The sequence below is a fragment of the Cupriavidus sp. L7L genome (genome assembly GCF_004353535.1).
Lineage (GTDB): Bacteria > Pseudomonadota > Gammaproteobacteria > Burkholderiales > Burkholderiaceae > Cupriavidus > Cupriavidus oxalaticus_A.
Window position 1 is genome coordinate 1 of the sequence record NZ_SMNY01000060.1, and the last position, 18,874, is coordinate 18,874.

The 18,874-nt window shown below is 68.8% G+C and carries 14 protein-coding genes and 1 pseudogene; 9 read left to right on the forward strand and 6 right to left on the reverse strand.

What is annotated here, in order from left to right:
* Both E1J61_RS37595 and E1J61_RS34675 read left to right on the forward strand, forming a co-directional pair.
* The coding region (locus E1J61_RS37595; RefSeq protein ID WP_165971605.1) for a DNA translocase FtsK at positions 1 to 2,988 on the forward strand (2,988 nt) is incomplete at its 5' end.
* Between the two features lie 26 nt (positions 2,989 to 3,014).
* Positions 3,015 to 3,356, forward strand: coding sequence for a cupin domain-containing protein (locus E1J61_RS34675; protein WP_133098349.1), 342 nt, complete (start codon positions 3,015 to 3,017; stop codon positions 3,354 to 3,356).
* Positions 3,357 to 3,420: 64 nt separating this feature from the next.
* Here the strand turns inward: E1J61_RS34675 and E1J61_RS34680 are convergent, their stop codons facing one another.
* The 4 genes from E1J61_RS34680 to E1J61_RS34695 are packed head-to-tail and all read right to left on the reverse strand — an operon-like array spanning position 3,421 to position 7,067.
* The gene (locus E1J61_RS34680) at positions 3,421 to 4,017 is read right to left on the reverse strand and encodes a peroxidase-related enzyme (RefSeq protein ID WP_133098340.1); all 597 of its coding nucleotides are present in this window, start codon (positions 4,015 to 4,017) and stop codon (positions 3,421 to 3,423) included.
* Entirely contained in the window at positions 4,014 to 4,547 is a 534-nt protein-coding gene (locus tag E1J61_RS34685) for a CMD domain protein (RefSeq protein ID WP_133098341.1), read from the reverse strand. Before E1J61_RS34685 ends, E1J61_RS34680 begins: the two co-directional genes overlap by 4 nt.
* A 50-nt stretch (positions 4,548 to 4,597) precedes the next feature.
* Entirely contained in the window at positions 4,598 to 6,064 is a 1,467-nt protein-coding gene (locus tag E1J61_RS34690; protein WP_133098342.1) for an FAD-dependent oxidoreductase, read from the reverse strand.
* The gene (locus E1J61_RS34695) at positions 6,057 to 7,067 is read right to left on the reverse strand and encodes a LysR family transcriptional regulator (protein WP_133098343.1); all 1,011 of its coding nucleotides are present in this window, start codon (positions 7,065 to 7,067) and stop codon (positions 6,057 to 6,059) included. The genes E1J61_RS34690 and E1J61_RS34695 overlap by 8 nt, the downstream gene beginning before the upstream one ends.
* 207 nt (positions 7,068 to 7,274) lie before the next feature.
* On the opposite strand from E1J61_RS34695, the gene E1J61_RS34700 reads away from it, so the two are divergent.
* Positions 7,275 to 8,792, forward strand: a complete 1,518-nt coding sequence (locus E1J61_RS34700; protein WP_133098350.1) for a glycine betaine ABC transporter substrate-binding protein — start codon at positions 7,275 to 7,277, stop codon at positions 8,790 to 8,792.
* A gap of 33 nt (positions 8,793 to 8,825) precedes the next feature.
* On the opposite strand, the gene E1J61_RS34705 is transcribed toward E1J61_RS34700, so the two are convergent.
* Entirely contained in the window at positions 8,826 to 10,241 is a 1,416-nt protein-coding gene (locus E1J61_RS34705; RefSeq protein ID WP_133098344.1) for a PLP-dependent aminotransferase family protein, read from the reverse strand.
* Between the two features lie 165 nt (positions 10,242 to 10,406).
* On the opposite strand from E1J61_RS34705, the gene E1J61_RS34710 reads away from it, so the two are divergent.
* Genes E1J61_RS34710 through E1J61_RS34720 form a run of 3 tightly spaced genes read left to right on the forward strand, consistent with a single transcriptional unit; the run spans position 10,407 to position 13,906 of the window.
* Positions 10,407 to 10,631 carry a DUF2970 domain-containing protein gene (locus E1J61_RS34710; protein WP_133098345.1) on the forward strand — a complete coding sequence of 75 codons (225 nt, stop codon included), beginning with the start codon at positions 10,407 to 10,409 and terminating at the stop codon, positions 10,629 to 10,631.
* A 50-nt stretch (positions 10,632 to 10,681) separates the two neighbouring features.
* Positions 10,682 to 12,016, forward strand: coding sequence for a cytochrome c (locus E1J61_RS34715; RefSeq protein ID WP_243737104.1), 1,335 nt, complete (start codon positions 10,682 to 10,684; stop codon positions 12,014 to 12,016).
* 42 nt (positions 12,017 to 12,058) lie between these two features.
* Positions 12,059 to 13,906: an NAD(P)-binding protein gene (locus E1J61_RS34720; RefSeq protein ID WP_133098346.1), complete on the forward strand. Its 1,848-nt coding sequence runs from the start codon at positions 12,059 to 12,061 to the stop codon at positions 13,904 to 13,906.
* 28 nt (positions 13,907 to 13,934) lie between these two features.
* On the opposite strand, the gene E1J61_RS34725 is transcribed toward E1J61_RS34720, so the two are convergent.
* Positions 13,935 to 14,837: an acyltransferase gene (locus tag E1J61_RS34725; protein WP_133098352.1), complete on the reverse strand. Its 903-nt coding sequence runs from the start codon at positions 14,835 to 14,837 to the stop codon at positions 13,935 to 13,937.
* A gap of 379 nt (positions 14,838 to 15,216) precedes the next feature.
* Between E1J61_RS34725 and E1J61_RS34730 the strand changes: the two genes are divergently transcribed.
* The 3 genes and pseudogenes from E1J61_RS34730 to E1J61_RS34740 all read left to right on the forward strand — a co-directional run.
* Positions 15,217 to 15,600 carry a hypothetical protein gene (locus tag E1J61_RS34730; RefSeq protein WP_133098347.1) on the forward strand — a complete coding sequence of 128 codons (384 nt, stop codon included), beginning with the start codon at positions 15,217 to 15,219 and terminating at the stop codon, positions 15,598 to 15,600.
* A 237-nt stretch (positions 15,601 to 15,837) separates the two neighbouring features.
* Positions 15,838 to 18,447 (forward strand): type VI secretion system Vgr family protein, encoded by a 2,610-nt coding sequence (locus E1J61_RS34735; protein WP_133098348.1) that lies wholly within the window; start codon positions 15,838 to 15,840, stop codon positions 18,445 to 18,447.
* A pseudogene (locus E1J61_RS34740) lies at positions 18,437 to 18,874 on the forward strand (hypothetical protein); the annotation flags it as partial. The gene E1J61_RS34735 and the pseudogene E1J61_RS34740, both read left to right, overlap by 11 nt.

Genomic DNA, 18,874 nt, shown 5'->3' on the forward strand with positions numbered 1-18,874 from the left:
CCGCGGCGTACCCGTGAATCGCCGCCGCAGCCGGGCGAGATCTGGCTGCATGCTGCCGATGCGCCGGCCGCGGGCAAGACCGCGCGCGCCGCGGGAACCTCCGCTGCGGCAGGCGCGGCCCAGGCCGTTGCGCAGGCGGCGCCGGCAGCACGGCCTGCGCCGGCGCCGGCGCCACGCAAGCCTGCAGCGGCCGCAGCGGCCGCAGTGGCTGCAGCGCCGGCACAGGCAGCAGCGGCCGCACGTCCTGCGCAACACCCGCGCGCAACCGTCGTCAGCAGCCCGTTCCGGCAGCCGCAGCCATTGGTGCGCTCGTCGATCACGACTTTGCCGGAGGCGCAGGCGAAGGCGGCGGCAACGGTGCCATTGGCTGCGCTCTCGCCTGCCGCAGAGGTTGTGCCTGCCGCGGCGGCCGGCGTTGTCCAGGCAGCCGTCGAGCCGGCGATTGCCATCGCCAAGCCGGCGGTGCCGGAAACGCCGGTGGCCGAGGCCGACACGGCTGTCGCCGCTGACACGGTTGTGATCGAGCCCGACGACGCGGCGCCGGTCACGCCGCCGGTCACGCCGGCAGGGGCGGCAGAATCGGCAGAGGCGGCAGAGCCGGCAGAGCCGGCTGCGCAGCCGGCTATCGACAAGGACATTGCCGGCGACATCGACGCCGTCACGCTGGCAGCAATCCGGCAGGAAGCGCTGGACCTGCTGGCCGAGTTGCAGGCGCTGGCGGGCAAGGCCAGCGCGCAGCCTGCGTCCGTAACGGAAGTCGCCGCAGTTCCTGAAAGTCCCGCAATCACGGCGGCGCTGGCCGACGTTGCCGACGCGACGGATGCTGCGGACGAAATCGATGCTGCGCCGAAGGATGAAGCAGACGGCCTGGTCCCGGCAGGCGAAACTGAGGTCGAAAGCCAGCCTGTGGGTGCGGTGCCGGCTGACGACACTGACGATCTCGGTGCAGTGGCACAGGCCGTCGCTACCTCGGCGATGGAGGAGGAGAGTGGGGCTGCACCGGCCTCGGCCGACCCTGCCGCCGAGCGGGACACGGAAACGCTGATGGACGGTAACGGTCTGGTCGGCGAAGCGGTTGCTGATAGGGGGGCAGGCGAACCTGATGCGGAGGCGGAGGTCGCTGAGGCCGTTGAGGTTGCTGAATCGGCCGAGGTCGTTGAGTCGGCTGAGGTCGTTGAGGCAGCTGAGGTCGTTGAATCGGCCGAGGTCGTTGAGTCGGCCGAGGTCGTTGAGGCAGCTGAAGCAGTTGAGACTGTTGAAGCAGTCGAGTCAACCGAAGCTATCCAGCCGGAACAAGAGCTAGCGGCTGCCGCGATCGAGGCGGCAGCGGAACCTGCGGAAGCGACCGTCGCACCCGAGCCGGCACCGCCCCCGATCGCCGCGCCCCTGGCCAAGCCCCGCATCGTCCTGCCGGCCGTGGTCGGCCGCACGGTGCCGCTGGGCTCGAGCCAGCCCGCTCCCGCACCCGCACCGGTTCCCGAACCGCCCGCGCCCCGCCCGCCGGTCGACTACCGCCTGCCGCCCGCCGACCTGCTGGAAAACCAGCTCGACAGCGGCGAGCAGGTGTCGGAAGAGCGCCTTCGCGAAACCGGTGAACTGATCGCGCAGCGCCTGGCCGAGTTCAAGGTACCCGTCGCCGTGGTCGGCGCCGATGCCGGCCCGGTCATCACGCGCTTCGAGGTAGAGCCCGCCATGGGCGTGCGCGGCGCGCAAGTCGTGGGTCTGATGAAGGATCTTGCCCGCGCGCTCGGCGTGACCTCGATCCGCGTGGTCGAGACCATCCCCGGCAAGACCTGCATGGGCCTGGAGCTGCCCAATGCGCGCCGGCAGATGATCCGGCTGTCCGAGATCGTCCAGGCGGCCTCGTTCCAGGCACACCATTCGCGCCTGGTGCTGGCGATGGGCAAGGACATCACCGGCAATCCGGTGGTCACCGACCTGGCGCGCGCGCCGCACCTGCTGGTGGCGGGCACCACGGGTTCGGGCAAGTCGGTCGCGGTCAACGCCATGATCCTGTCGATGCTGTACAAGGCCACGCCGGAAGATGTGCGCCTGATCATGATCGACCCCAAGATGCTCGAGCTCTCGGTCTACGAGGGCATCCCGCACCTGCTGTCGCCGGTGGTCACCGACATGAAGCAGGCCGCGCACGCGCTCAACTGGTGCGTCGGCGAGATGGAAAAGCGCTACAAGCTGATGTCGGCGCTGGGCGTGCGCAACCTGGCCGGCTACAACCAGAAGATCCGCGCCGCCGAGGCGGCGGAGCGCAAGGTGCCCAACCCGTTCTCGCTGACGCCGGACGCGCCCGAGCCGCTGTCGCGGCTGCCGATGATCGTGGTGGTGATCGACGAGCTGGCCGACCTGATGATGGTCGCGGGCAAGAAGATCGAAGAACTGATCGCGCGTTTGGCCCAGAAGGCCCGCGCCGCCGGCATCCACCTGATCCTGGCAACGCAGCGACCGTCGGTCGACGTGATCACCGGGCTGATCAAGGCCAATATCCCGACGCGGGTGGCGTTCCAGGTCTCGTCCAAGATCGACTCGCGCACCATCCTCGACCAGATGGGCGCCGAGAGCCTGCTCGGCCAGGGCGACATGCTGTTCCTGCCGCCGGGCACCGGCTACCCGCAGCGCGTGCACGGCGCCTTCGTCGCCGACGAGGAAGTGCACCGCGTGGTAGAGCACTGGAAGCAATTCGGCGAGCCGGATTACGATGAGGCCATCCTGGCCGGCGACCCGGCCGAGGCCGGCGGCGCCGACCTGTTCGGCGAAGGCGGCGGCGATGGCGAAGCCGATCCGCTGTATGACGAAGCCGCGTCCTTCGTGCTGACCAGCCGGCGCGCCTCGATCTCGGCAGTGCAGCGCCAGCTGCGCATCGGCTACAACCGCGCGGCGCGTTTGATCGAGCAGATGGAAGTCGCCGGGCTGGTGTCGCCAATGGGCCGCAACGGCGCGCGCGACGTGCTGGCGCCGGGGCCGGCGGACTGACACGACGTTACCTTCCGGAGGCGATGATGGCGCTCGAGCATGGAAGCTTGCTGGCCGCTGTGCCGGTGAACCTGGCGGAAGAAGTGTTCGAGCCGCTGCTGGCTCGGCCTGGCCTGAAGATCGAGCGGATCGTCTCCAACGGGCAGGCCAGTCCGGCAGGGTTCTGGTACGACAGCGCGGAAGCCGAGTGGGTGCTGCTGGTCAGCGGCAGTGCTGCGCTGGAGATTGAGGGTGAGGCAGTTCAGCATGTGATGCGGCCCGGCGACTGGCTGCACTTGCCGGCGCATTGCCGGCATCGTGTGGCATGGACTGACGAAACGCAGCCGACGGTTTGGTTGGCGGTGCATTACGGGGGCGGTGACAGCTAGACCGTGTCCCGCGACAGCGCAGGTTGCTGGCTATCGAGGCCGGTCCTCAGTCACTCCTCACCCCTCAGCCCTCAGCCTGATCCGGAAACACCGGCTCGCCAAGATTCAGCATCAACCGGTTCGCCCACGCAAAGATCGCGACCGAGTGGATCAGGTCGAGGATCTCCGCATCCGTCACCCCCGCATCGCGCAGCGGTTTGAGCAGTGCCGCGGTTACCTCCGCCGGCCGCTCCGTCAGTTCGATCGAGAACTGCGCGATCGCTTTCTCACGCGCGGTGGTCCCCGCCGAGCGCGGGTCCTCGAACACTTCCCGGATCACGTCATTGCGCTTGGCCAGTTGCTCGAAGCGCTGCGCATGCACCGACGCGCAGTACACGCAGCCATTGATGCGCGACACCACCGTGGTCGCCAGCTCGCGCTCGGCGCGCGGCATGCCGCCGGGTGCGTACATGATGGCGTTGAAGGCGGTGGAGCGCTGGCGCAGGATCTCGGGCTGGTGCACCAGGAAGCGGTAGTAGTCCTGCACCTTGGCCTTGGGATGGCTTTCTTCCAGCACGGCAACCTGTTCGGGCGTGGCCTGGTCCAGTTCGACAATATCGAGCCATGCCTTCCAGTCCAGCACTTCGTTGGTAAAGCCGTGGGATTTGATGATCTCGCTCATGCCTGGGCTCCTGCGGTGTCGTTCAATGCCTTCAAGGCGTCCAGGCCGGCTACCAGCCGAACCTGGTACGACAGGAAGGCAATCAGCTGCGCCAGCGTGACCACGGCGGGCGTGCTCAGGCCCGCTGCGGGCAGCGCCTGCAGCGCGGCCTTGTCGCCTTCGACGGGTTTTTCGATCAGCGTGCGGGTGAACGCGAGCATCGCGCGCAGGCGCGGCTCGGCGATCTCCTGAGGCTGGCCTTCGGCGGCGGCGCGCACGTGCGCGGCATCGGCGCCGAGTTGTTCCAGCCGCGCGCGATAGTGCGCCGCCAGCGCCGCGGAGGGCGTCAGGCGCGCCGCGTACAGCGCGACCAGCAGGCGTTCTTCGAGCGAAAGGCCGGGCAGGGCCGGGTCGAACAGGGCGTCATGGCTGCCCTGGGTGGCGGCCACGACCTTGTCGCGTTGATGGCGCAGCGCGTAAGTGGCGCTGCCGGGCGCCAGGCCGGTGAGCTGGTCGATCAGGTCGACCGCGGGGGCGGAGGTCTGGGTCATCGGACTCTGTTGGTTCGGAAGTATCGGTTCAAGGTTCAAGGTATTTGCGGTCAGGCCTGCGCGGTGCGCAGAGCCGGCGGCAGCGCCGGGGTCCATTCGTCGCCGAAGACTTCCGGCTCGGCAAAGGCCTGCAACGCGGCATAGTGCAGTTCGACGTCTTCCCGGTACAGCAGCGCGGCGATGCCCTGGCCGAGCCGGCGCGCGCCGTCGCTGATCGCCGGGATATCGCCGGAAATGGTGCCGTGCGACAGCGCCGCCGGATAGCAGAAGCAGTGGATGCGCGACAGGCCAGGGCACGCGCCCGGTTTTTTTTCCTGGAATTCAAACGATTCGCCCAGGTCCGGCGAATCGGACAGCTCGCGGTCTTCCTGGCCTGCCGGCGGCACGTAGCGGTCGCGCCAGTAGCGGATATGCGGGGCAAAGGCGGCAAATTCCGCCCGGGTTTCCAGGTCGATGCGGAAGCCGGTCGAGAAGATCAGGAAATCCAGCTCGAAGGTGCCCCGCGGCGTGGCGACATGCAGCACGTCGCCACGCACTTCGACCGACTCCAGCGCCGCGCCCAGGTTGAAATGCGCATTGGCATGGCGCGAAACCCGCAGCGTGCTGCCGCGCGGCGGCGGCACCTGCTCGGTGTTGATGTAGTTTCGCAGCCGCCATTTCCAGGCATCCGGCAGGCCATAGTGGCCGTGGGTCAGCCCCGGGTTGCCGGCACCCTTGCTCTTGTTGACGCGCGGGATGTCCTGGCGCCGCACCAGCATCTCGACGGAGGCCGCGCCGGCTTCAAGCGCGGTGGCGGCGCTGTCCATCGCCGACGCGCCGGCGCCGACCACGCCCACGCGCTTGCCGCGCAGCGTGGCGTAGTCCATCTCGTCGGACGAGTGCGCCCACAGGTGGCGCGGCAGCGCCTCCGCCAGCGGAGGCACGCAGGCGCCGCCGAGGCCGTCGCGGCCGGTCGCCAGCACCACGCGGCGCGCGAGGACGGTCAGCGGGCCTGCGGGGGACCGCATCGACAGCGACACCAGGCCATCGGCGCGCGGCACGATCTGTTCGACGCGGTGCTCATTGCGGATATCGAGGTCCAGCACCTGCCGGTACCAGCGCAGGTAGTCCATCCATTGCAGCCGCGGGATCTTGTCCAGCGCCTGCCATGCGTCTTCACCGAACTGCGCCTCGAACCAGGCGCGGAAGGTCAGCGCCGGCAGCCCCAGCGCGGGGCCGGTCAGCTGCTTGGGCGAACGCAGCGTTTCCATGCGCGCCGTGGTGGCCCATGGGCCCTCGAAGCCGGCCGGCGCGCGGTCGAAGGCGCGCACGCGGATGCCAAGGTGCGCCAGCGTGGCGCTGGCCGCCAGGCCGGCCATGCCGCCGCCGATCACGGCGACGTCGAGCACGTCACGGCCGTCGTGGGTGCGCGGCATGGTCCACGGCTTTGCGGGCAGTTCCAGCCAGGACAGGTCCTGGCGCAGGCGTGCCTCGAGGGCGGGCAGGCCGGCGGGGGTGGTAGTGGTGGGGTCAGTCATGGCTGGGAAGATCGGTGTCCGGTGAAAACAAGTCGGTGCCGGCGCCGGTGTCGCCGTACAGCGATTGCAGCAGCGCGCCGTGCTCGGCCGCATCGCGCAGCAGCAGGTCCGGCAGCAGCGCGGCGGCGGCATCGGCCGCCGCCTGCACCAGCGCCAGCACGGCGGTGCTGGCCGGTCGCGCCTGCGGCGTGATGACGCCGAAGTAGAACGGGATATCCGCGTCGATCGGGCGCACCGCGATGTCGGTCAGCGGCAGCCCGCGTGCGGTCACGGGCTCCAGCAGCGCAATGCCAAGGCCGGCGCGGACCAGCGTCAGCGCGTTGATCGAGGTGTTGGTGTCAATCACGCCGGCGGCCGGCACGCCCGCACTGGCCAGCGCCCGGTCCACGCGGCGGCGCAGCCGGTAGGGGTTCTGCATGGTGACGATGCGGCGGGCGCGGCAATCCTGCAGTGAAATCGCTGCCTGTGCCGCGAGCGGATCGTCGCCGCGCACCGCCGCCACGCAAGCCGACTGGCCGATCCAGTGCACGGTTACGCCGCGGTGTTCCAGCGGCAGGCTGTTCAGCCCGATGTCGGCGGCGCCGGTCAGCACGGCATGCACCACCTGTTCCGGCGATACGGCCTGCACGGCCACGCGTTCCGGCGCGCACTGGCCGCGCTCGAACGCCAGCGCCAGCGCGGGCGGCAGCAGGCCGGCGGCCAGTGCCGGCGTGGCGGCGATGCGCAACGGCCGGCCGTCGCCGCGTGCCAGTGCCGCGGCCCGGCTGCGGATCTGCTGCATGCCGGCCAGCGTCTGCTCGACCTCGTCGTAGAGCAGGAAGCCCTGTTCCGTCGGACTGACGCGCGGGCCGCTGCGGGTGAACAGCGCAAAGCCGAGTTCGGCCTCCAGCTCCTGGATCAGGCGCGTGATGGCCGGCTGCGAGCGGCCGAGCAGGCGGCCCGCGGCGGTGACGCTGCCGGTGGTCACGACGGCGGCGAAGGCTTCCAGTTGCCGGATTTCCATTGGTGTTGGCGATGTATGTTCAATCCGGATTCTGACGTGCTTATCATGCAAATGGCAAATACTATTTCGGGATAAGGCTATGCCGCGGCTATGATGTAGAGATGCCGGGAGCACACCGGCCCCCCAAAAAGGACGGACGTGTTTGCCTGGCTCGGTGGCTATCGGCAGGTCAATGAAAGGACCACGCTGTGGCGCTTGACACTCTGGGTGCTCGCGACAGCACTCGTGGGAGCGGCGCCCGCGCAGGCCGCCGACCCCTTGCGCGTTGGCTCCAAGCGCTTTACCGAGTCCTATATCCTTGGCGAACTGCTGACGCAGGCCGCCGGTCCGCCGGGCACCGCGCAGCACCAGCAAGGGCTGGGCAATACCGCGATCGTGTTCGAGGCGCTCAAGGCCGGCAGCATCGACCTTTATCCCGACTACACCGGCACGCTCGCCGCGGAGATCCTGAAGCTGCCGCCCGGCGCCGGCCTGGACGCCATCCAGCGGGCACTGGCCCCGCTGGGATTGGGTGCGGCGATCCCGCTCGGCTTTGAAAACACCTACGCACTGGCCGTCTCCGACACCCGCCCGCCCAACCTGCGCCGGCTCAGCGACCTGGCCGCGCAGCCGCGGCTACGGCTGGGCCTGTCGCATGAATTCCTCGGCCGGGCGGACGGCTGGCCCGGCCTTGCCAGCCGCTATCGCCTGCCGCAGCAGCCGGTCGGGCTGGACCACGGCGTTGCCTACGAGGCGCTGGCGGCGGGGCAGGTGGATGCGATCGACATCTATTCGACCGACGCCAAGATCCTCAAGTACCGGCTGCGCGTGCTCGAAGACGACCGCCGCTATTTCCCGCGCTATGACGCCGTGGTGGTGTACCGGCTGGACGTGCCGCAGCGCTTCCCGCAGGCGTGGCAGGCGCTGCAGCGCTTGTCGGGCCGCATCAGCGCGGCCGACATGGTGGCCATGAACGCTGCGGCGGAGATCGACCGCAAGCCGTTCGATCTCGTCGCGCGGGAGTTCGTGGCGCATGGCCCGAACCCCGGCGCCGAACCGGCCGCAGTACCGGCGTCCGCGGCGTCCGCGGCCTCGGTGGCAGGCACCAGCGATCGCGGCCTGCTGGGCGCGCTGTTTGGACCCGACACCAACCGGCTGGCGCGGCGCCATGTCGGCCTGGTGGCAGGCGCCGTCGGCGCCGCCACGCTGGCCGGCGTGCCGCTGGGCATCCTGGCTGCGCGCCGCCGGCGCACCGGCCAGGTGGTGCTGGGCGCCGTCAGCGTGCTGCAGACCGTGCCGTCGCTGGCCTTGCTGGCGATGCTGATCCCGCTGCTGGGCCGCATCGGCGTGTGGCCGGCGCTGGTGGCGCTGTTCCTGTATGCGTTGCTGCCGATCGTGCGCAACACCGCCACCGGACTGGAGCAGGTGCCGCCGGGCATGCGCGACGCTGCCCGCGCGCTCGGGCTGCGCGGCGGCCAGGTACTGCGCTACGTGGAACTGCCGCTGGCGCTGCCGGTGCTGCTGGCCGGCGTCAAGACCGCCGCCATCATCAGCGTGGGCACGGCCACGATCGCGGCCTTCGTCGGCGCCGGCGGCTTTGGCGAGCGCATCGCCACCGGGCTGGCGCTCAACGACACCACGCTGCTGCTGGCCGGCGCGATCCCGGCCGCGGTGCTGGCGCTCGCCGTGCAGGCCGCGTTCGAGACGCTGGAATGGGCGCTGCGCCGCCATCGCGACGCGCGCTGAGATCGCTCAGGCCGCTCAGGCCGCTCAGGCCGCTCAGGTCGCCTGTTGCGCGATCAGCCGGCCGAGCGTGGCGACCGCCGTCTCGGCCTCGTCGTTCCACAAGTGCCCGTAGTTGAGCCGGATGCAGTTGCGGTAGCCCTGCCGCGCCGAGAAGATCGGCCCCGGCGCCAGCCCGATGCCGGCCTCCAGCGCGGCATGGTGCAGCGCCAGCGCATCGAAGCCGGGCGCGAACTCGACCCACAGGAAGTACCCGCCCTCCGGCCGCGATACGCACACGCCCTCCGGGAAATGCCGGCCGATGGCATCGAGCATCTGGCCCTGCTGCATCTCCAGCACATGGCGCAGGCGGCGCAGGTGCTTGTCATAGCCGCCGTGCTGCAGGTACTCGGCCAGTGCTACCTGGGTGGGCACGCCGGCCGACAGCGTGGTCATCAGCTTGAGCCGCTGGATCGCCTCGCCGAAGCGGCCCGGCGCCACCCAGCCGATGCGGAAGCCCGGCGACAGCGTCTTCGAGAACGAACTGCAATGCATCACCAGCCCCTGCGTATCGAAGGCCTTGGCCGGCAGCGGGCAGCGGTTGCCGAAATAGAGCTCGCCATAGACATCGTCTTCGATCAGCGGCACCTGGTGACGGGCGAGCAGGGCCACCAGCGCCTTTTTCTTGTCTTCCGACATGCTGGCGCCGAGCGGATTCTGGAACTGCGTCATGAACCAGCAGGCCTTGACCGGGTGACGCGACAGCGCGTTGTCGAGCGCGCCCAGGTCGATGCCCTGCGCCGGATCGACCGGGATCTCCAGCGCCTTGAGTCGCAGCCGTTCCAGCGCCTGCAGCGCGGCATAGAAGCCCGGAGACTCGATCGCGACCACGTCGCCCGGCTGGGTCACGGCCATCAGGCACAGGTTCAGCGCCTCCAGCGCGCCGTTGGTGACGACCAGGTCTTCGGCCGGCTGCGGCGCGCCCGCGCCGAGGTAGCGCAGCGCGATCTGCCGCCGCAGCGCCGCGTTGCCGGGCGGCAGGTCGTTGACCGAATGCCACGGGTCCAGCGCACGGCCGGCCCGCGCCAGCGACTTGCCCAGCCGCTCCCACGGGAACAGCTCAGGCGAGGGGAAGGCCGAGCCGAACTGCACCAGCTTGCGGTCGCGCGCGCCTTCAAGCACCGCGAACACCAGCTTGGAGATGTCGACCTGGGTCGACACCTGCCGCGACGGCCGCGCCTGCGGCTGCGGCAGGTCGCGCCGGGCCGGCCCCGCCACGTAGTAGCCGGAACGCTCGCGCGCGCGCACCAGTCCGCGCTCTTCCAGCCGGTAGTAGGCCTGGAACGCGGTGGACGGGCTGACCCCGTATTGCGCCACGGTCTTGCGGATCGACGGCAGGCGGGTGCCGGGCGGCAGGCTGCCGTTGCGGATATCGGCGGCCAGGGTTTCGGCGAGGGCTTCGTACCGTTTCATGGGGCGCAGTCGGGGGCGGGGGCGGGGCGGGGTGTAGGGTGCCATTATCGCCCCGGGGTCCGGCAACTGATACGTAAATTTTCCGGGTATCTGATGCTGGTATGGCCGGCGGCTGGCGGCCATAATCGGTTGTCGTCGCCAAAGGCTTTCGTGCAAGGAGAGACAATGAACCCGTTGAGGCTGTTGCGGACCGTGCTGTGGGGCTTCTTTGGCCTGCGCAAGGGCCAGGAACACCAGCGCGACCTGGAAAACCTGCGTCCCGTGCCGCTGATCCTGACCGGCGTGGCCGTGGCCGCCGGACTGGTAGCCTGCCTGGTGCTGGCCGCCAACTGGGCCGTGTCGGGCGCATCGGCAGCGGCAAGCGCCATACCGGCCATGACGATAGCCTGAGCCGCGGCGTCGCGTTACATTCTCATCACAACAACAATCTGATCGACCCCATGTCTCGCCCGACCGGGCGGCATTGCGCCGCCGCTTTGCTGCCCGCGCAGTGGCTGTCCTGGCTACCCTGGCTGTGGCTGTCCCTGGCGCTGCTGGTTGCCTGGCCGGCCCGTCCGGCACTGGCCGCGGGCGCCGCCGAGGCGCAGCAGGTCGAACGCGGCCGCTATCTGGCGCGCATCGCCAACTGCGCCGCATGCCATACCCGCGAGGGCGGCAAGCCATTTGCCGGCGGGTTGCCGATCCGCACCGCCGTCGGCACCCTTCACTCGACCAATATCACCCCCGACGCCGCCACCGGCATCGGCGCTTATACGCTGGCGGAGTTCGACCGCGCACTGCGCCAGGGCGTGGCGCGCGACGGCAAGCGCCTGTATCCGGCCATGCCGTACCCGTCCTACGCCCGCATGCGTGCCGACGACGTGGCCGCGCTGTATGCCTACCTGCGCGCGGAAGTCGCGCCCGTGGCGCAGCGCAACCCGGCGCCGCAGCTGCGCTTTCCGTACGGCATGCGCTCGCTGCTGTCGGTCTGGAACCTGCTGTTTCTCGACGACGACCCGGTTCGCACCGAGCCCGCGCGCGGCGACCCGTGGAACCGCGGCGCCTACCTGGTGCAGGCCGTGGCCCACTGCGGAGCCTGCCACACGCCCCGCGGCCGGTTGTTCGCCGAGCAAGGACTGGACGAGCGCAGCCGGCATTTCCTGTCGGGCGCCAGCGTGGAAGGCTGGTCCGCGACCAACCTGACCGGCGACCAGGTCACCGGCCTCGGGGCATGGTCGCGCGCGGACATTGCCGAGTTCCTGCGCACCGGGCGCAATGGGCACGCAACCTCGTTCGGGCCCATGTCCGTCGTGATCTCCACCGCCACGCAATACATGAGTCCGGGCGACCTCGATGCCGTGGCGGCCTACCTCAAGTCGCTGCCCGGCGCGCGCGGCGAGGACAAGCCGTTCCGCCCCGATCCGGCCACCGCGCAGCAACTGCACCAGGGCCGCTTCGACGTGCCGGGCGCACGCCAGTACGCGGTGTACTGCATGCCGTGCCATGGCGCCGACGGCAAGGGCTTCGCGCGCGTGTTCCCGCCGCTGGCAGGCAACCCGACCGTGGCCGATCCCGATCCGGCGTCGCTGGTCAACCTGCTGCTCGATGGCGCCGTGACCGCGCGTGTCGGCACCGCCGCCACCGACTACCACATGCCCGGCTATGGCTGGACGCTGGATGACCAGGAACTGGCCAGCGTGCTGACTTTCATCCGGCGCGGCTGGGGCAACCGTGCCGGTCCGGTGACCGAAGCCGACGTGGCCGCGCGGCGCAAGGCGCTGGCGGCACAGCGCTGAGGCGAAGCGCTCCGGCACGCACCGCTTTCCGATGAGCATCCGATGACGATCACGCGCAGAGACTTCCTCAACGGCACCGCGCTGACCATTGCCGCCGGGCTGGCACCGGTGCAATGGCTGCACGCGCAGCAGGGCGGGGCGGCAAGCGCCGGCTATCCGCCGGCCCTGACCGGGCTGCGCGGCAACCATGACGGCACGTATACGCTGGCCCACGGCCTGGCGCGCGAGGGCGCCAAATATCCCGTGGTGCTGGCGCGCGAGGCCTTCGACCTGGTCGTGGTCGGCGGCGGGGTGAGCGGACTGGCGGCGGCATGGTTCTACCGGCGCCGTTTCGGCGCCGCCCGGCGCATCCTGATCCTCGACAATCACGACGACTTCGGCGGCCATGCCAAGCGCAACGAATTCACTGTCCGCGGCCAGCGGCTGGTCACCTATGGCGGCAGCGCCGAGATGCCGCCCGGCGCAGCCAGCGACGCTGCCATGCGCGAGCTGCTGGCCGGCATCGGCCTCGATCCCGCGCGCCCGCCGGCTGCACCGCCGTCCGACCCATATGCCGCGCTGGGCATGGGCCGCGCCGTGTTCTTCGATGCCGAGCATTTCGGCCGCGACCAGTGGCTCGGCGGCGATCCGTTCGGCGAACTGGCCGATGCGCGCAATGGCCTGCGCGCGCAGGGGCCCGATGCCGCTGCCTTGCAACGCTTCCTCGAGCAGGCGCCGCTACCCGCGGCGGACCGCGCCGCGCTGGCGCGCCTGGCGGCCGGCACCACCGACTACCTGCCCGGCCTCGACAACGCCGCACGCGCCGCGGCGCTGCGCACCATGCGCTACGCCGCCTTCCTGCGCGACAAGGCCGGCCTCGGCCTGCCGGCGCTGCGCTTCCTGCGCAGCCGCAGCAACGATGCCTATGCGCTCGATGCCGACGGCATCTCGGTCGCCGATGCCATCGCCATCGGACTGCCCGCCGGCGCCAACATGCCCGCGCCGGCGCCGAACCCCCGGCTGGGCAAGTCGCCGGCCTCGCGCCTGTGGTTTCCGGATGGCAATGCCTCGCTGGCACGGCTGCTGGTGCATAGCCTGATTCCGGGCGTGGCGTCGATTGCCGTGCCGGCAGAGGTGGCCACTGCCGCCTTCGACTACAACCGGCTGGACCGCGACGGCGCGCCGGTGCGGCTGCGGCTGAACAGCACCGCGATTGCGGTCGAGCCCGATGGCAACATCACGCGCGTGACCTACGGCTGGGGCGGCAACCTGCACCGTGTCGAAGCGCGCCACGTGGTGCTGGCCGGCTACAACATGATGATCCCGTATCTGTTGCCGTCGCTGCCGGCCGCACAGAAGGCGGTGCTGCGCGACGAGGCCAAGGCCCCGCTGGTCTACACCAAGGTGGCGCTCGACAACTGGCAGGCCTTCGCCGCGCTGCGCACGCGGCGCATCCACGCGCCGGCCATGACGTACACCGACCTGTGGCTGGAGCCGCCCGCTGGCCCCCGTCCGTCCGACCCGGCAGTGCTGCACATGCTTTATGTGCCAACCGTGCCCGACAGCGGCATGCGCGCGCGCGACCGCTTCCGCGCTGGCCGCGCCTTCCTCTTGGGAACCCCGTTCGATGCGCTCGAGCGCGACATCCGCGCGCAGCTGGACCGGATGCTGGGGCAGGCCGGCTTCAGCGCCAGCAAGGTGATCCGCGGCATCACGGTGAACCGCTGGGCGCACGGCTACAGCTATATGCCGGACAGCGTGGCAGGCGAGAACGTGGCTGCCGACGCGGCCTGGCCGGACCTGGCCGGGGTCGGCAACATCAGCATTGCCAACAGCGACAATGCCGGCAGCGCGTCGGTGACGGCGGCGGTCAGCCAGGGCAAGCGGGCGGTGGAGCGGTTGCCGGGCTAGCCGGGCGGCGGCCGGCCGATGCGCGCGGTCAGTCGGCGCGCCGGGCCGTCAGGGCGTCGATCTCGTCGTCCTTGGACTGCCACTGATGCGCCAGCCAGTGGTGGAATTCCGTGCGGAACGCCTTGTCGGTGGCGTAGTCGGCCTCGCAGAATGCCGGTGGCACCGGCAACTGGTGCATGCGCACCACCACCATGCCGGCGCGGCCGCAAGCAAGGTCCCAGAAGCTTGGCACGCCGTCTGGATAGGCGATGGTCACGTCGATCATCGAGCGAAAGCGCGTTCCCATTGCATTCAGCGCCACCGCCAGCCCGCCCGCCTTGGGCTTGAGCAGGTGACGGTACGGCGACGCCTGCGCGACGCGCTTGGCCTCGCTGAAGCGCGTGCCCTCGGCAAACACCATCACGCTGGTTGGCACCAGCGAGAATTTCTCGCATGCGCGCCGCGCCGTTTCCTGGTCCTGGCGCCGCAGCGCCGGATTGCGGCGCAGTTCCGCCTTGCCATGGCGCTTCATGAACGGAAAGTCCAGCGCCCACCACGCCAGCCCGATCACCGGCACATAGATCAGCTGCTGCTTCAGGAAGAATTTCAGCAGCGGGATGCGCCGGTTCAGCGAGCGCTGCAGCACAAAGATATCGGCCCACGACTGATGGTTGCAGTTGACCAGGTACCAGTCCGCGTAGCGCAGCCCGGTATTGCCCTGGATATCCCACGGCGCCTGCTGGATGCGCGCGAACCAGCCGGTATTCCAGGAAATCCACGCCGTGGCAATACCGTTGAGTACCGGATCGATGCGCCGGCGGACCGCGGCGAACGGCAGCACCAGCTTCAGCAGCGCCAGCGGGAATAGCAGCAGGCACCAGAACAGGGTGCTGGCAACCAGCAGGATCCAGCTGAGGATGCCGGTGACCCATGCAAGACGGCCGCGCGGCAAGGGCAGCGGGCGATGGGACCTGGACGAGGCGCTGGCTTGGCCAGCATTGGCGGCGCGGGGCGTGCCGGATGGCGAGGTAGGAAAAGTCATGGATGACAGTTTGCTAGCGCTCGGCGAGTAAAGGCTTGAGCAGAGTCAAGACGGGCACTACGAACATGGAACCGCAAGCGTCAGTGCGGCGCCAGTGCCTAGTGTACGACAGCAAGCGGAACCGGATGGCGCCGGAGGCACCTGCATTGTCAGGTCAACCGGACGCAAGCCGACGCCGCCCGGAGCGTCTATGCTTGAAGCAGGGCATGCCGGACGCAATGCGGGGCTCCGCTGGCAGCACGGCCCTGCACACGCTCCCCGCCACGCACCATGGTACGGCGGTGACGACATGAAACGTGTTCACGCCCTGATTGCAGCCAGCGCGATGCTGGCTGCCTGCGTTTCGACGGGCGTCAATGTCCGGCAGGAGCAATTGGAGAATTTCCTGCTCGATTTCTCCACGCTCGACGACGTCACCACGCAACTGGGCCAGCCTACCTCGCAGACGACCCTCAGCAACGGCTCGACCATCCTGGTCTATTCCTTCGCGAGTTCCCGGCCGAATCCCGAAAGCTTTATCCCGTTCATCGGACCGCTGTTCGCCGGCGGCTCCATCCGCTCGTCGACGGTGCTGCTCGAGTTCGACGAGAACGGGGTGCTCAGGAGCCAGCGCCGGACCATGTCGACCAGCGCGTCGGGGTTGAGTGTGTTGCCGGAGGATGCGTTGCCTTAGGGCCGTCTTACATTTCCCCGCGGCTGCGGAGAAATATCAGCGTCCGCCGTGTGAATTCAATTTGCGCTTTGTCTGCGTGTCCGCTGGGAAGAATCTGAACTTGCATCGGTACCATCAAATGTCGCGATAGTCGGGCCTCTTCAGGCATGTTTTGCGGATAGCATCGACTCCCTCCGCAGAACGTGCTCGACGTGCATCCGGGCACCCTGTGGTTGTCTTCATTCCAGGAGTGCCCGCATGAATGTCCGCGACCATCTGCCGATCTCCGTCCGCACCGTCACAGTCTCCGGCCCGGCATTGCCGCATGGCCGCGGGCAGGCACCGTTTGCCTTCGTACGCCTGCAGGGCAAGGAAGGACTCTGCGGCTTGTTCGAGTACGAGATCGAGCTCAAGACTTCCGACAAGGACTTCAACTTCCACGGCCGGGAAGGCAATGTCGACTTGCGCGAAATGAACGGTCGGGAGTTGACCGTGCATATCCAGCTCGATGGCATGGGAACCGGGCTGGCGGGCCGGATCGGCGCGGGCACCCGCGAGATCAGCGGCATCGTCGATCGTGCCCGCTACCTGCGTGCCGAAGGGCGGCACTTCGTCTATGGCCTGACCCTGCGTCCGTGGCTGTGGCTTGCCACGCTGAACAGGAACAGCCGGATCTTCGAGAACCGCACCGACATCGAGATCATCGAGGAGGTGCTGTCCGCCTACTCCTTTCCCGTTGAGCGCAGGCTGGATGTGGCGAAGTACCCAACGCGGGCCTACCGGACCCAATGCGACGAGAGCGACTACACCTTCATCGCCCGTCTCATGCAGCACTGGGGCATCTCATGGTTCTTCGCGCATTCGGAGGGAAAGCACCGCCTCATCCTGGTCGACCATGTCGGCGGCTATCCCAGGATGCCGAGCGAGGCCTATCAGGTGCTTGCAGTCCATCCGCCCGGCGTCAGGATCGACGAGGAACACCTGGACGATTTTTCGGTAGTCGATGCCGTGGTCGCCGGCAGGTACACGACCAATGCCTACAGTTTCACCCAGCCGCGCGGCAACCTGACCGCCGGCAGCGCCGATGCCCGCGAAACCGGCCAGAACACCGGCGCGCTGCACCAGGAGGTCTACGAATTTCCCGGCGAGCACGCGCAGCCGGCGACGGACAACCGCCCAGGGGATGAAGGCGAGATGATCGCCCGCATCCGCATGGAAGAGATTCGTTCCCGGGGGCTTCGCTGCTTCGGCAAGGGCAACCTGCGCGCTGTCGTGCCCGGGCACACCATGCACGTCAGCGGGCATCCACAGCTGGCCGCCAACCGGGAGTATGTGGTGCTGGACACGCACCTCACGGTGGAAGACGTGGCGGAAGCCGCCGGCGAAGGCCAGCGTTGGCACTGCAGGGTGGCATTCGAATGCCATCCGGCACAGGAGGTGTTCCGTCCCGCCCTGAGCGTGCCGTGGCCCGTGGTGACAGGTCCGCAAAGCGCGACAGTGGTCGGCCCGGAGGGCCATGCGGTATGGCCAGACCGCTTCGGGCGTGTACGCGTGCAGTTTCCGTGGGACCGGTTCAACCGGATGTCATGCTGGGTCCGGGTGGCAACGCCATGGGCGGGCTCGCAGCATGGCCAGGTCGGCATCCCCCGCATCGGCAGCGAAGTGCTTGTGATGTTCCTGGATGGCGGCAATCCGGACAAGCCTATTGTCATGGGCGCGGTGCCGAACAGCCTGAACATGCCGCCGTGGCAGTTGCCGGACCAGCATGCATTGACGGGCATTCGTAGCCGGGAACAGGACGGCTCGGGCAGCGGCCATCTGGTATTCGACGATACCAAGGGCGAGATCCAGTCCCAGCTGTCCTCCGATCATCAGCGGTCCCAGCTCAGCCTGGGCTACCTCACCCGTATCGAGGACAACCGGGGACGGCAGGACCATCGGGGCGAGGGCTTCGAGCTGCGTACCGATGGGCACGGCGCCATACGCGGCGCCAACGGCCTGCTGGTCAGCACCGAGGCCCGGCCCGATGCCAGGGCGCATCACAAGGACATGGGCGAAACGCTGGACCGCCTGCACCACGCGCAGCACGCCCATCACACCACCGCACAGCTCGCCCGTCACCACCAGGCGCAGGACAGCGAACAGCAGGACGTCGCCACGGTCCTCAAGGCTCAACACGAAGAGATCTGTGGCTCGGGCGAGGTCAACGGCGAACTGACCGCACCCCATCTGGTAATGGCGTCCGCAGCAGCACTGGCTGCGACGGCTGCACGGTCCACCCACTTGCATAGCGGGGAGCATCTGGCCGTCACGACCGGCAAGCATGCGTCGTTCGCCAGCAGCGGCGGCTTCTTCGCCAGCGCGGCCCGGCGTATTGCGCTGTTCGCGCACAGCCTGGGGATTCGGCTGGTGGCCGCGACCGATCACATTGCACTGGAAGCGCAGGGCGGCGACATCAAGGGCACCGCTCGGCGCAACATCCATTTTCGGGCGCTCGGCGATATCGTCCTTGAAGCCGACCAGGGCATCGTGCTCAAGGTCGGGCAGACCTACCAGCGCTGGACGCCTTCGCAGATTGTGGAAGGCATGCGCGGGACAAAGCAGATTCACGCCGCCGGATTCTGTCTCGATGGCCCGGATGGAATGAGTCCAAGCTCGCTGGCATTGCCGCACAGCGATTTCGACCAGGAGGTGTACTTGCACCTGCCCGACGGCTCACCGGCCAGGAATCGGAGATTCCGCCTGACGCAGTCGGATGGCAGCGTGATCGAGGGCGTCACCGACATGGATGGGCTGACCACGTTCCAGCAAAGCCAGGGCGCGGAAAACGTCACGATCGAGATCGGGGAGGCAGCAAGTGGCCAATGATCGCATCCACCTGAAAACCGGCGAAGAGATCGGCGGCCGCGCCGGTGCCACCGTTGCCCTGACACCGTCAACCGACAAGCGCCGCGTCAGCTTGCCGGTGCCCCCGGACTGGGTCATTCCGATCATCTTTATTCCCGGCGTGATGGGATCCCATCTGCGCATGAGCCGGAAGCGTCAGGCCGAGCTCGAGCGCACTGACAACCGGGCGTGGCGGCCGGACGAGAAGATCGACAGCCTTTCCCGCCGCAGAGACTCACCGAAACGCCGGCAACTGAACTTCGATCCCGACGAGACCGAGGTCGATCGCTATGAGGTGACCGAAGACGCGGGAAAGTTCGACCTGATGGGCGAGGCGACCGCAAATTCCGACAAACGGCACCGCAATGTTCCGGATGGCCTGCCCGACATCGGCTTGCTGATGAGCGCC

What these genes read in the sequence shown, in the direction of transcription:
- E1J61_RS34685 (WP_133098341.1), bottom strand. Translation starts at nt 4,547, where the DNA reads ATGACCCAGACCTCCGCCCCCGCGGTCGACCTGATCGACCAGCTCACC.
- E1J61_RS34705 (WP_133098344.1), bottom strand. Translation starts at nt 10,241, where the DNA reads ATGAAACGGTACGAAGCCCTCGCCGAAACCCTGGCCGCCGATATCCGC.
- E1J61_RS34735 (WP_133098348.1), top strand. Translation starts at nt 15,838, where the DNA reads ATGAATGTCCGCGACCATCTGCCGATCTCCGTCCGCACCGTCACAGTC.
- E1J61_RS34715 (WP_243737104.1), top strand. Translation starts at nt 10,682, where the DNA reads ATGTCTCGCCCGACCGGGCGGCATTGCGCCGCCGCTTTGCTGCCCGCG.
- E1J61_RS34680 (WP_133098340.1), bottom strand. Translation starts at nt 4,017, where the DNA reads ATGAGCGAGATCATCAAATCCCACGGCTTTACCAACGAAGTGCTGGAC.
- E1J61_RS34695 (WP_133098343.1), bottom strand. Translation starts at nt 7,067, where the DNA reads ATGGAAATCCGGCAACTGGAAGCCTTCGCCGCCGTCGTGACCACCGGC.
- E1J61_RS34690 (WP_133098342.1), bottom strand. Translation starts at nt 6,064, where the DNA reads ATGACTGACCCCACCACTACCACCCCCGCCGGCCTGCCCGCCCTCGAG.
- E1J61_RS34720 (WP_133098346.1), top strand. Translation starts at nt 12,059, where the DNA reads ATGACGATCACGCGCAGAGACTTCCTCAACGGCACCGCGCTGACCATT.
- E1J61_RS34675 (WP_133098349.1), top strand. Translation starts at nt 3,015, where the DNA reads ATGGCGCTCGAGCATGGAAGCTTGCTGGCCGCTGTGCCGGTGAACCTG.
- E1J61_RS34730 (WP_133098347.1), top strand. Translation starts at nt 15,217, where the DNA reads ATGAAACGTGTTCACGCCCTGATTGCAGCCAGCGCGATGCTGGCTGCC.
- E1J61_RS34710 (WP_133098345.1), top strand. Translation starts at nt 10,407, where the DNA reads ATGAACCCGTTGAGGCTGTTGCGGACCGTGCTGTGGGGCTTCTTTGGC.